Genomic DNA, 13,213 nt, shown 5'->3' on the forward strand with positions numbered 1-13,213 from the left:
ACCGGTGATTGAGCCAGTAACTTTAGTATTCTGAACATGGATACTACCTTTGCCATTATTAATAACCGTACCAGTAAGATTTTTGTTATTGGTAATATCAATATTATTAGCAGCAGTAGTGCTCGCATCACCAGAATTCGTAATGGTGCCGCCCAGAACATTATCATTAACAATCTTAATGGCACCGGCGGCAGAGTTGCTAATCGCACTATCAATCTCACCCGTACCATTGTTATTAATATTAATCAAACCATTTCCGGTATTGTTGATTTTATTAGATGATGATTTGCCATTGTTGTTGAGAGTAACTGTACCATTTTGTGCATTGTTAATATTATGAAAAATATTACCAGATTCACTATTATTAATTTCAATATTACCGCTATTATTATTGTTAATAGATCCATTTTTAGTATTATTTGTATTAGTAATAATAATAGCACCGGTACTATCATTATTTATATTACCGTTTAAATCTCCGGAATTATTAACGTTTAGTGTGCCACTAGATTTATTTCTTATAACAGATCCCGCATTACTATTTTCTGAAGATGGTGAACTAGATTCTAATACTCCTTTATTAGTTATATTTAATATTCCTTTTGAGTCGTGTAGAACTGTATCTGTATTACTAGTTGTATAACCATTCTCATTATTCTCAAAATTTGCTGTTTCTGTTTCTGAAAGTCTTGAGTCAGTAGCAATAACTGTATTCTGACCTTCATTTACTTTTAAGCTACCATTATTTATAAAATCTCCTTTATCACCTAATACAACACCTTTAATTTCAGTGTATAAATTATCTAGTTCATCTTTAATAGTAATATTAGCTCCTTTCGAAGCATTATATTTTCCATTGGATACAAAAATTGCAGAAAAATCTTGGCCAGGACGATCTTGCTTTTGTTCTTGAACTTGATCTCTATTTTTTATCATAGAAATAATTGTTTCACCACCAACATTTATTTGGCCAGATTCAACGCGGATAGCCTCATTTTCATCTAATATTTCACCAGCATTTATTTCAATATTATTATTCACATTTATTGATGGTGTTTTGGCGTTGTTATCAACAGATGTTTGTATAATCGCATTATTTCTATCTTTTTGATTAATAATGATATTATTTGCAGAAATTGTACCATTAACATTATTAATAGCTGTTGTGCCACCGGTGCTTCTTTGTGCATTAACAGTTATGTCACCTTGAGCAATAATTGTACTGTTATTATTTTCAATTCCATCAATAACAGTTCTGGCTGTATCAGTTACAGTTATATTTCCCCCTACATTTAATGTAGAACCGTTAGAATTTTTAATAACGGTTGTACTTGTGCCTGAAGAGTTTGCTTGCAAATTTTGCTCAATGTTAGCTACAGATTTATCCAGTGAAAGAGCGTTAGAGTCTGATGAACTTGATGCTTTGTTTACAGTTGTTACATTTTTTGCGGTTAATGATGATGAATTGTTTAATTCAATTGTTTTTTTAGATCCGGTAGCACGAGAAATTGTACCTGTAGCATTAATTGTCTCTCCTACTAGTTTTGCGCCATCAGTAGCAGAAATTGTATTATAACTACTCGCATCTAAATTACATTCACTTTCAGAACCCGAAGCTATTAAATTTGGATCGGCTCCGGTAGTTGGTACAGTGTCACAAGCCGCATAAGCACCGAAACTGGCTATGGATAATGCAACAGCCAAAATGATTTTAGTACAATTATTTTTTGTTTTGCCACGTGTCAGTTCCGAGCAGGCTACCCATGTATTGGTAGATTCACTCCATTTGGATTTGTAGATGATATTCATCAGTTTTCCTTGGTTTTGCAGATTCTATAAAATAAATCTTGACTCTTGATTAAAATTTAATTAATTAAGCTTATATATGTAATTGGATAATGAATTAATACTAAATAGTATTAATTCATTATAGAAGATATGTTATATCGTATCCAAATAAAGTTAACTTAATGCTAATTGTTTGTGTCAGTTAGTTTGTTAGCATTTTTTGTGTGAATCATTAAAAATTCTAATATATTCATATATATAATCATTTGACATACCTATGATGTTGAATAAAACATTCAAAATAAAAAAAGTGTGGTTAACTTTACTTTGTTATTTTAATACACCCTAAATGTTATGAACCTATTTATAAGTGTTAATAGAAAGTTTTGTTATTTATAGGGAATATTATTTTATGTTTTTTGAATGTGGTTGTTGCCAGAGCTTCTATTGGCGGGAAATTCAGGCTATAAAAAGAAAAATAAATAATATATAAATAAGTGTATGAATTTTGCAACTAATTTGTAGCAGAGAATGTTTTGCGTTAACTAAATTTGGATATCAAACTATATTAGTCATTATGTTCAGTTTTAATAATCAAAATATTATGGTTTAAAGATGGCTGAATTTAATCAAAAACATTCTTTTTATCGCTTAATTTTGTTTTTAAAAAGCAGTAAATGCTAAAGAGAGGAAAGGATATTTCAGAAAAATATAAAGTTAAATATCTATATTAAATATTCAATTTTAATTATTTTTGAATAACCTCGGTTGTGAAAAGTTGCATTTGTTTAAAAGCAGAATCGAAATAATTTTATTGTAGGTTTAAACCAAAAAGTGAAAAATTTTGATGTTGTTGAATTTATATCTTAGATTTTTTGGGTAAAAAAATCTCATGAGATGAAAATTCAAGCTTTGTGCTAATTTTTTATTGAGATTAAATAGTAATAGTAGATATAGATAAACTAAATCTCTGATAAATAGATAGCAGATAATTAAGAAATCAGCACTGTTAAATTAGATACCTAGCTGATACAAAATCATATGAGGTTTTTTGGTGGGTCCAGTGGGTTTCGAACCCACGACCAAGGGATTATGAGTCCCCTGCTCTAACCCCTGAGCTACAGACCCGAGAAAGGCGTATTTTAGCTAATACGTCAGACGATTGCAAGGTTTTACATAAAAAATCATCCGCAGAGTGCGGATGATTTTGGTTTTAAAAGTAAAAAATTTACTGTTTGTTTTCGTCACTGTCGAGAAAGCTCTTTAGCCGGTCAGAGCGGGTAGGGTGACGCAGTTTGCGTAATGCTTTGGCTTCAATTTGACGAATACGTTCGCGGGTAACATCAAACTGTTTGCCCACTTCTTCGAGTGTATGATCTGTATTCATGTCGATACCAAAGCGCATCCGCAAAACTTTGGCTTCGCGCGGTGTTAGGCTTTCGAGTACATCTTTGGTGACTTCCCGCAGACTGGAATACATGGCTGCGTCTGCCGGTGCAACGTTATTCGCATCTTCAATGAAATCGCCCAGATGTGAATCATCATCATCGCCAATTGGTGTTTCCATAGAAATCGGTTCTTTGGCAATTTTCATGATTTTTCGGATTTTATCTTCAGGCATTTCCATCAGTTCAGCCAGTTTGGCTGAGTCGGCCTCTTCTCCGTTTTCCTGCAAATACTGACGGGATATCCGATTCATTTTGTTGATGGTTTCAATCATATGTACCGGTATGCGAATAGTACGAGCCTGATCTGCAATTGAGCGGGTAATAGCCTGTCGTATCCACCAGGTGGCATAGGTGGAGAATTTATAGCCTCGACGATATTCAAATTTATCCACGGCTTTCATCAGGCCGATATTGCCTTCCTGAATTAAATCCAGAAATTGCAGACCACGATTGGTGTATTTTTTAGCAATAGAAATTACCAGACGCAAGTTGGCCTGAATCATTTCTTGCTTGGCAGCAGCGGTTTCCTGCTCACTTTTGACCATGTTTTTGTTAATCTGTTTCAGCTCATCCAGTGAAATCTGAGCGGCCTCTTCCAGATTAGCCAGTTCAGTTTGCTTTTCAATAATGGCATACTGGAAACGACGTAGTGCTTCTGTCCAGACGCGGTTTAGAGAAAGTTCTTCATCTACCCAGCCCAAATCGGTAGTGCGATTGGCAAAGCTTTTGATAAAGTAATCACGCTCCATATGCACACGATTCAGAGCTATATCGCGAATATCTCGTTCCAGCTGACGTACTTGATTGACGCGCATGCGCAGGTTTTCACATAGGCTTTCAATCTGGCGGGTAGCAAAGCGTACCTGTAATAATTGCTCTGCAATTTCCTCTTGTAGTTTGAGGTAGGTAGCGTCTTTGCTGCCTTTTTCCTGAAGTGCGGCAACCATGGCTTCATAGCGGCTCTGAATTCCATCGAAGTGTTCTAGCGTTTTTTGGCGCAGCTCTTCCAGATTAGCAGATGCTGCTAGCGCAGCGTTTTCTTCTTCGTTTTCTTCAGAATCATCGTCTACGTCAACACTCTCTTCATTGTCGTCCTCTACCTCAGTATCCTCATTTTTGCTGTCGATACCGATACCCAGTTCATCGAGAAGTTCTTCATGTGGGTCGACAATAGCCTCTACAACTTCATCAACTTTGATTTCTTCTTTGCGTACAGCATCAATCAAAGCCAGTATTTCAGCTACAGAACCTGGGCAGGCAGAGATGGCCTGAATCATGTTGCGCAGGGCATTCTCAATTTTTTTGGCAATGATGATTTCATCTTCACGCGTTAATAGGTCTACCTGACCCATTTCGCGCATGTACATACGTACGGGGTCGGTGGTTCGTCCAAATTCGTTATCTGCATTAGACAGAGCTGCTTCAGCTTCGGCTACCGCATCGTCGTCAGTCATGTTGGCGGTGTTATCGCCCATTAGCAGACTTTCGGCATCAGGTGCTTCTTCGGTAACCTGAATCCCAAGACCAGATATCATCGAAACAATGTTATCAATCTGGTCGGCATCCGACATTTCATCCGGCAAAGCATCATTTATTTCAGCATATGTAATGTAACCACGTTCCTTGCCCTGAATAATCAGCTGACGCAGTCGTGCACGTTGTTCCTCAGCGGTTAACGGACGGGTATCGTCTTGTTCCTTACTACTATCAATAGTGGTTTTTTTGGGTGTTGGATTTGCCATATTTTACTCAATATATTGCAGCAGCTATGGCGCTGCAAGGGGTTAAAATAGACGTCAGGCTAAGCTGACGGCATTTTGGGCGGGCTTAAGAGCAGCAGGAGTAACTGTTTTTCGTCGGCACTGAGACGTCCATGCTGGAGTTTGCGCTTCAACGCATCAATCTGCTGGGTCTTAAGACTATCCAGTAATTTTTGCATGCCCTGTTTGAACGTGGTGCAGTCATCTTCATTTCCTGGCTGCAAAATATCCGGTGAATCCAGATAATCATGGATAATCTGCCGAATGACGGGTTCAAATTCTGTATTACGCATCAGTTCCAACACAGCTCCGCTGTTTAACGGTGTTACGGAGGCTTGTATGCGTTCAGCCAGCGCAGCGAGGCATGCATAATCGCCGTGCAGGTCCAGATATTCTGGTAGTTCTATAAATGCGGCCCATTGCGGATTTATCAATAGTGCACGTATCTGTTTTTGTGCCAGTGACATGACAGGCGGTTGTCGGAAAGTGTTCTGTGGTAGACGGTAACTTTTCTGTCTGACAGGTGCTGATCTAGGTTGTTCTTGTCCCAATAGCTGAGCTAGATTATGTTCATCTATACCCACTTTCTGGCTGAGTTCTTGGCGCAGTAGGAAAGACAATGCTGGTGCCTTGATTTGAGCTAGCAAAGGGCTGGCAGTTTTAATCAATTCTGCTTTACCTTCCTGAGTGTTAAGGTCAATCTGTGCAGTTAGTGTTTGCCAGAAGTATGCTGAAAGTGGCAAGCTTTGGTTCAGTAGTGCATCTTCAAATGTGCTTATTCCATAGCTACGTACATAGCTGTCGGGGTCATGTTCAGCTGGTAAAAAAAGAAAGTGTAAAATTTTGTCATCTTTTAATTGTGGCAAAGCGTTTTCCAATGCTCGCCATGCAGCTTTTTTGCCGGCAGTGTCACCGTCAAAGCAGAAATAGATATGATCGCTTTGCCGCATCAGCAAATGTATGTGTTCTGCCGTGGTAGATGTGCCAAGTGCAGCTACAGCATATCCTAGACCATACTGTGCCAAGGCAACGACATCCATATAGCCTTCTACGACCAGTACTCGCTGTGCATCTTTGATTGCAGCGCGTGCTTCATATAGTCCGTACAGATTCCGCCCTTTATCAAATAGGGGCGTTTCAGGTGAGTTGAGATATTTAGGTTCACTTGCATCAATAACGCGAGCACCAAAACCGATAATTTGTCCACGGGTACTGCGTATGGGGAACATAATGCGATCGCGGAAGCGGTCATAATGGCGGCTGTCTTTTTCGATAACCATGCCACTGTTTACCAATGCATTGCTGGGATAGGGCTGAAAAACTTTGGCTAGAGCCTGCCAGTCGTCCGGTGCATAGCCAAGGCCATAATGGATGATGATTTCTTCACTGAGGCCGCGCTGCTGTAGATATTGCTGTGCACGCATTGAGGTTTTTAGCTGTTGTTGATAGTAGGTGGCAGCCGCAGCTGTAGTTTGCTCTAGTGTCTGCTGAATCTGTTTATGAACTTTCTGTACATGTGGATTGGGATTTCCAGACTGTTTTGGGACAGTCATGCCGATGCGGTCTGCCAGAAATTGTACGGCATCCTGAAAGCTCAATCCTTGATATTCCATGACGAAGCCAATGGCGGATCCATGTACACCACAACCAAAGCAATGATAAAACTGTTTGGCAGGACTAACTGAAAACGAGGGGGATTTTTCTTTGTGAAAGGGGCAGCAGGCCATGTAGTTGGCACCACTTTTTTTAAGTGGTACAAATTCTTCAATGACATCAACGATGTCTATTTTATTTAAAAGCTCGTCAATAAATTCGTTTGGAATCATGCCAACCATGCCCGTCAATTGCTGCACATAATTTCTAGACCTGATTATCCTGTCTCTTTTTTTTTGGATGTTGAATTAATTAGGCCAAAAGCTGTTTGATTTTCTTACTAACTTCACTCATATCGGCTTTGCCTGCCAGTGTTTTTTTCAATATGCCCATTACTTTTCCCATATCACTCGGTTGTGAAGCACCCACATTGGCAATAGCATCTTTAATGGCAGCTTCAATAGCGGTATCGTCTAGCATTTCGGGCAAGTAATTTTGGAGTAAGTTAATTTCTGCTTGCTCCTTTTCGGCAAGATCGTTTCTACCACCCTCGTTAAACATGCGTACCGATTCTTTCCGCTGTTTAACCATTTTGCTGATAACTGCAACGAAGCGGCTATCGTCTACCTCGATTCTTTCATCTACTTCAATCTGTTTGATAGCAGCTAATGCCATACGAATGGTAGACAGGGATGCTGCATCGTGATTGCGCATTGCTGATTTCATGTCTTCCTGTAATTTTTGTTTCAGGCTCATAATGGGGCTCGCAGTAAGTGAATTGGTTATTATAGAGATTTGCTGTAAAAATACGTTTTACTTCAGGTTTTACCTGTAAAAAGCAAATACCGCAAGCAATGCCTGCGGTATTCTGATTAATTGTAATTTCCCGGTTGTTAATGCAAAGCCGGAAATTCTAATTAATAATTTTTAGGTGGCAATTGCTGGCTGCGTAGGCGTTTCTGTAAGCGTTTAACGGCTGCTGCTTTTTTACGTTTACGCTCAGTTGTTGGTTTTTCATAAGCTTCGCGTGCGCGCAGTTCGGTCATCAAGCCTGTTTTTTCAACAGAGCGTTTGAAACGACGCATAGCAACTTCAAAAGGTTCATTTTCTTTTACACGAATAGAAGGCATGTTTTTTTCCTGAATAAATAATTATATTACTGATTGTATATCAGATAGATAAATACTAAATAAAGGCCACTAAAGGCAAAGGCGGTGTTTACGGTTCCGCATTACCGTTTACAACATCACCTCCCAAGGTGTAATTGAGGCTATATCTGTTAGAATTTAAAGTAAAACAGATATAGGGTTATTTTAAATAAATAAGGAGAAGATTATGGCTGATTAAATATGATTCGTCAAGCCAGCTGGAGAGGTACGTTTGTGACATCATTAAAGATGATGAGCGTTATATTCTGTTTACACGACGAATCTGAGGAACAGAATGTAAATCGCGGGTAATATGATTGAGCTGATTTAAATCTTTTACCTGTAACACAAAACGAAATTCAATAAATCCTTCCACACCTTCGAGTTTTTTTGAGGTGGTTTCTACAGATGTAATATCACCGCCATTTGAAGAAATAGCCTGAGCAATGGTGGCCAGTAATCCATGACTATCAATAGCATTGAGGCATAAAGTTGTCTGATAGTTATTTGCTTGTAGTAAATCCCAGTTTGCATCCAGCTGAAGTTCAGGGTCTGTTTTCAAAATCGTATTACAAGTATCACGATGAATAATAATGCCCTGATCTTTGATTAGCAAAGCTTTAATGGTGTCACCAGGAATAGGGTGGCAGCATTTGCCTAAATGAATATGAGTTGACTCATTGCCAGTCAAATTAATTGGTGCCAGTTTAATGGTGTCATTAAAATGCTCGCCAGCCAGTTCAGCTATATGCATGGCTACAGATACTGGCTGTAATAACCCCATACCTACTTCGCAGAGAACATTTTCAAAAGAAGTATTTTTTTGGCGTAAATCGGTCAGATATTTGTCTTTTAAAGAGTCTGACAGTAAAACGTTTTCTGGCAGTAGGCTGGATAAGGCTTTTTGTAATAATTTTTCGCCTAAACGTATGGCATCGGAACGATCCATTTTTTTTATTTGGCTGCGAATGGCACTACGGGCATGGCTTGAAACGGTAAAGCCGAGCCATGCCGGAGTAGGGTGGCCATTGCTGGAGGTAATTATTTCTACGGTATCACCTGTATGCAGACGGGTACGTAAGGGCATTAAATTGTGATTAATACGTGCAGAGACTGTTCGATTGCCGATATCGGTATGAACAGCATAGGCAAAATCTACAGGTGTGGCACCTTCTGGAAGAGTAATGATTTTACCTTTAGGGGTGAAGACATAAACTTCATTCGGAAATAAATCTGTTTTTACATGTTCCAGAAATTCAATGGCATTGGCACTATGTGCTTGAATGTCGAGAATACTTTGCAACCATTGATTGGTACGCATTTGTGCCTGATCAAAACTATTCTGCTCTCCATCTTTATGCATCCAGTAGCTAGCGATACCACGTTCGGCTATTGTATCCATTTCGTGTGTTCGTATCTGAACTTCAATAGGTAGCCCGTAGGGTCCAATTAAGATGGTATGCAGGCTCTGGTAACCATTGTTTTTGGGAATAGCAATGTAATCTTTAATTCGTCCAGGTTTGGGTTTGTACAAATTATGCAGAACACCCAGGGCGGTATAGCATGAAGGTATGTTATTTACAATAACCCTGAATGCATAAATATCCATTACATCGGCAAAATGGAGATTTTTACGACGCATTTTTTCATAAATGCTGTATAGGTTTTTTTCTCTACCTCTTACCTGTGCTTCAATATTGGCGCTCACAAGACGTTGACTGAAGGCTCGCAGTACTTTACCTACTATATCGCGCCTGTTTCGTCGTGAAGACTGAATGGCTTTGGCAAGTACTTCATAGCGGTGGGGGTACAGATGTCTAAATGCTAAGTCTTGCAATTCACGGTATACATGATTCAAACCAATACGATTGGCCAGTTGCGCATAGATTTCCATGGTTTCTTGTGCGATACGCCTGCGACTGGCCGGTTTTTTAGCAGACAGTGTGCGCATGTTGTGCAGCCTGTCTGAAAGTTTGACAATTATGACACGAACATCTTGTGTCATTGCCATAATTAATTTACGGAAGCTTTCTGCCTGTGCTTCCTGCTGGTTGTTATATTCAAGTTTTTCCAGTTTGGATAGCCCGTCAACCATGTTGGCAATGGTTTCACCGAATTCGGCAATAATTTCTTCTTTGGTAGTACCAGTGTCCTCTAGTACATCATGTAATACACCGGCACATAAAGCCTGAATGTCTACATGCCATTCTGCTAATTGAGTCGCCACGGCTAGAGGATGGGTGATATAAGGTAAGCCGCTGTTACGGAATTGTCCATGATGTGCATGGGCACCGAATTTGCAAGCTCGGGACAGCATTTGTAAATCTTCTTTGCTGAGGTAAGAGGCAGTGTGTAGAAGTTTATTTTCTGCTTCGTTAATAATGTCCTGATAGCTCGTTTCTATCTGTTGTTGACAGCATTGTAGCTGGTTGTTTGTGCCGGTGCATGATGAAGTATTAATTGCATCAAATATTTTCATTCCCACCGGGCCTATAGCTGAGCTGGGTAAATCACTGTCTGAAGAAGATAAATCTTCAAAGGCTATTTTGATCAGCACGGCTGCCAGTGCTTGTACTCGTTGCTGATTTTGTGCCAAAGATGTAGTAATGGCAAAACTGCGTTTAAGTAGAGCAGTTTTGCCATCTTTTTCGGCCAGAGTGTATATATAGGCACACGCTTGTTCCAGTAATTCCCAGCGTTCCTGTTTATTTAAATACTCTGTTTGTGCAAAAAGAGTGTTACGCCATTGTTTAACAGGTGGTTTGTAGGTCTGGCTGGGAGGGTACATGGCTATTTGCCTTATTATTTTTGTTGGTTGAGTAACTCTGCACCAATTTGTCCACTGGCTATCTCGCGCAAAGCAATGACTGTGGGTTTGTCATGATCTTCTTCTACCAGTGATGTTGCGCCATTAGCCAGCTGGCGTGCTCGCAGGGCAGCAATCATGGTCAGGTCAAAGTGATTAGGGATGCGTCCGATACAGTCTTCTACAGTAATGCGTGCCATAATATAAATTCCAATAGAAATAATTGTTTAACATTAAACTTGAAATATTTATTTTCCAGATAAAATCCGGGTAATGGTTTGTTGCTGCGCCTTCGCGCATAACCTAACCGAACGGATAATTGCTAATAAATCCTGCTCTGCCTGATTAAGATCTTGATTAACAATAACATAATCAAACAAAAGACTTTGTTCAATTTCTTCACGGGATTTTGCTAAACGATAGGCTATCACGTCTTCGCTATCAGTGCCTCTATTTTTAAGACGTTCAGTGAGTTCTGTCATCGAAGGAGGTAGTATGAAAATACTGGTAGCATTAGGCAGTAAACGGCGAATCTGTTCCGCACCCTGAACATCAATTTCTAAAATTACGTTGTAACCTTGCTGGGTTAATGATTCTACAGCCTGTAAACTGGTGCCATAATAATTGCCATAAACATTGGCATGCTCAATAAAAGCATTGCTGGCAATCATATCCTCAAATTCACTACGGCTGACAAAATGATAATGTACACCATTTTGTTCACCCTCACGCGGCATTCTGGTTGTATGGGAAATAGATATGCGAATATTCGGCTGACGCGCACTCAGGCGCGAAACAAGTGTGGTTTTGCCAGTACCTGAAGCAGCAGAAACAATGAAAATATGTCCAGATTGCAACATAATATAAATTTAAGGATTACGGTGACTAATTATGCCACAACCGTGATTATTACGCCAATCCGAGCAAGCAGATTATTGCATATACTTGCAGAGTTTGAAAAAGGGAATGTCTTTCTTTTGGTGTTATTTTCAGCTAAAATGCTAAATTCAATTTCCTGCTGATTGTCATGACCAAGTTTATTTTTGTAACTGGCGGTGTGGTCTCTTCACTGGGTAAAGGCATTGCCGCTGCGTCTACTGCTGCTATTTTGGAATCTCGTGGTCTGAAAGTGACCATGCTTAAACTGGATCCTTATATTAATGTGGATCCGGGTACAATGAGCCCTTTTCAGCACGGTGAAGTATTTGTCACTGATGACGGTGCTGAAACTGATCTAGATCTGGGTCATTATGAACGCTTTATTGATGCTACCATGCAGAAGCGTAATAACTTCACTTCTGGTCAGGTTTATGAAAGCGTAATTCATAAAGAGCGGCGTGGTGATTATCTAGGCGGTACTGTTCAGGTAATACCGCATATTACAGATGAAATTAAACGTAAAATACATGAAGGTGCTGCCGGCTATGATGTAGCAATTGTCGAAATCGGTGGAACTGTAGGTGATATTGAATCTTTGCCGTTTTTGGAAGCCATTCGGCAAATGCGTAGCCAGCAGGGCAGAGTAAATACTTTATTTGTTCATCTATCTTATGTTCCTTATATTGCTGCTGCTGGTGAAATCAAAACCAAGCCAACCCAGCATTCAGTCAAAGAATTACGTGAAATTGGTATCCAGCCGGATGTGCTTATTTGTCGTATGGACCGGCCGATGCCTGAAGAAGAAAAACGTAAAATTGCACTATTCTGCAATGTAGAAGAGCGTGCCGTTATAAGCTGCTATGATGCTGATAGTATTTATGAAGTACCAAGAATGCTGCATGATCAGGGTATTGACAATATCATCTGTGAACAATTGCAATTAAACGTTCAGCAGGCTGATCTGACTGCATGGAATAAAATTGTTTATTTGGTACAACATCCGAAACATAAAGTCAAAATCGCCATGGTTGGTAAATATGTGGATTTGACTGAGTCGTACAAATCTTTATCTGAAGCATTAAAACATGCAGGTATTCAAACCGAAACAGAGGTAGACATTCATTATATTGATAGTGAAATACTGGAAACAGATGGCACTGCATGTTTGCAAAATATGGATGCTATTTTGGTTCCGGGCGGTTTTGGTACTCGTGGTGTTGAAGGTAAAATTGCAGCTGTACGCTATGCACGTGAACACAAAATTCCCTACTTGGGTATTTGTCTGGGTATGCAGATTGCACTGATTGAATACGCACGTGACGTTGCCAATCTGGTTGGTGCTAATTCTACCGAATTTGATTTAAAAACACCGCATCCAGTTGTTGCTTTAATTAGTGAATGGCAAGACCGCGATGGACAGATTGAAAAACGTGATATCAATACTAACCTTGGCGGTACCATGCGTTTGGGTGCTCAGGAAGTTAAATTGGCTGATGGATCACTTGCCAAAACCATATATGGCAATGAGTTTATCCGTGAGCGCCATCGTCATCGTTATGAAGTGAATAATTATTATCTGCCACAGTTACAGCAGGCTGGCTTAGTAATTGGAGGTGTATCTACTGGACATGAACAACTTGTAGAGGCCATTGAACTACCTGAACATCCATGGTTTTTTGCTTGTCAGTTCCATCCGGAATTTACTTCAACGCCTAAAAATGGACATCCATTATTTACTGCTTTTATCAAAGCTGCATTAGCTCATAAAAAATAGTTTACTATTTTATTCAA

At 39.5% G+C, this 13,213-nt stretch carries 9 protein-coding genes and 1 tRNA gene; 1 reads left to right on the forward strand and 9 read right to left on the reverse strand.

Annotated features, from left to right (window positions below):
• The 9 genes from J3U67_RS08910 to gmk form a co-directional block, all read right to left on the reverse strand.
• On the reverse strand, positions 1-1,809 hold a 1,809-nt coding region (locus J3U67_RS08910; protein ID WP_267404815.1), incomplete at its 3' end, for an ESPR domain-containing protein.
• 1,031 nt (positions 1,810-2,840) lie between these two features.
• Positions 2,841-2,916: transfer RNA gene (locus J3U67_RS08915), tRNA-Ile, on the reverse strand.
• A gap of 100 nt (positions 2,917-3,016) precedes the next feature.
• Positions 3,017-4,978, reverse strand: a complete 1,962-nt coding sequence (gene rpoD / locus J3U67_RS08920) for an RNA polymerase sigma factor RpoD (protein ID WP_267404816.1) — start codon at positions 4,976-4,978, stop codon at positions 3,017-3,019.
• A gap of 59 nt (positions 4,979-5,037) precedes the next feature.
• The gene (gene dnaG, locus J3U67_RS08925; protein ID WP_267404858.1) at positions 5,038-6,822 is read right to left on the reverse strand and encodes a DNA primase; all 1,785 of its coding nucleotides are present in this window, start codon (positions 6,820-6,822) and stop codon (positions 5,038-5,040) included.
• A 79-nt stretch (positions 6,823-6,901) separates the two neighbouring features.
• Positions 6,902-7,345: a GatB/YqeY domain-containing protein gene (locus tag J3U67_RS08930; protein WP_100141359.1), complete on the reverse strand. Its 444-nt coding sequence runs from the start codon at positions 7,343-7,345 to the stop codon at positions 6,902-6,904.
• 161 nt (positions 7,346-7,506) lie between these two features.
• The gene (rpsU, locus tag J3U67_RS08935) at positions 7,507-7,719 is read right to left on the reverse strand and encodes a 30S ribosomal protein S21 (RefSeq protein ID WP_100141358.1); all 213 of its coding nucleotides are present in this window, start codon (positions 7,717-7,719) and stop codon (positions 7,507-7,509) included.
• A gap of 277 nt (positions 7,720-7,996) precedes the next feature.
• A complete protein-coding gene (locus tag J3U67_RS08940) occupies positions 7,997-10,525 on the reverse strand; it encodes a RelA/SpoT family protein (RefSeq protein ID WP_267404817.1) in 2,529 nt (842 codons plus the stop codon).
• A gap of 14 nt (positions 10,526-10,539) precedes the next feature.
• Positions 10,540-10,743, reverse strand: a complete 204-nt coding sequence (gene rpoZ / locus J3U67_RS08945; protein WP_100141356.1) for a DNA-directed RNA polymerase subunit omega — start codon at positions 10,741-10,743, stop codon at positions 10,540-10,542.
• Positions 10,744-10,791: 48 nt separating this feature from the next.
• Entirely contained in the window at positions 10,792-11,403 is a 612-nt protein-coding gene (gene gmk / locus J3U67_RS08950) for a guanylate kinase (RefSeq protein WP_267404818.1), read from the reverse strand.
• Between the two features lie 167 nt (positions 11,404-11,570).
• On the opposite strand from gmk, the gene J3U67_RS08955 reads away from it, so the two are divergent.
• Entirely contained in the window at positions 11,571-13,196 is a 1,626-nt protein-coding gene (locus tag J3U67_RS08955; protein WP_267404819.1) for a CTP synthase, read from the forward strand.
• Positions 13,197-13,213 lie beyond the last annotated feature (17 nt).

Source organism: Snodgrassella sp. B3837, from assembly GCF_026535955.1.
Lineage (GTDB): Bacteria > Pseudomonadota > Gammaproteobacteria > Burkholderiales > Neisseriaceae > Snodgrassella > Snodgrassella alvi_E.

Bases quoted from the DNA above. Each gene is read 5' to 3' on its own strand.
- dnaG (WP_267404858.1), bottom strand. From the start codon at position 6,822: ATGATTCCAAACGAATTTATTGACGAGCTTTTAAATAAAATAGACATC.
- J3U67_RS08940 (WP_267404817.1), bottom strand. From the start codon at position 10,525: ATGTACCCTCCCAGCCAGACCTACAAACCACCTGTTAAACAATGGCGT.
- rpsU (WP_100141358.1), bottom strand. From the start codon at position 7,719: ATGCCTTCTATTCGTGTAAAAGAAAATGAACCTTTTGAAGTTGCTATG.
- rpoD (WP_267404816.1), bottom strand. From the start codon at position 4,978: ATGGCAAATCCAACACCCAAAAAAACCACTATTGATAGTAGTAAGGAA.
- rpoZ (WP_100141356.1), bottom strand. From the start codon at position 10,743: ATGGCACGCATTACTGTAGAAGACTGTATCGGACGCATCCCTAATCAC.
- J3U67_RS08955 (WP_267404819.1), top strand. From the start codon at position 11,571: ATGACCAAGTTTATTTTTGTAACTGGCGGTGTGGTCTCTTCACTGGGT.
- J3U67_RS08930 (WP_100141359.1), bottom strand. From the start codon at position 7,345: ATGAGCCTGAAACAAAAATTACAGGAAGACATGAAATCAGCAATGCGC.
- gmk (WP_267404818.1), bottom strand. From the start codon at position 11,403: ATGTTGCAATCTGGACATATTTTCATTGTTTCTGCTGCTTCAGGTACT.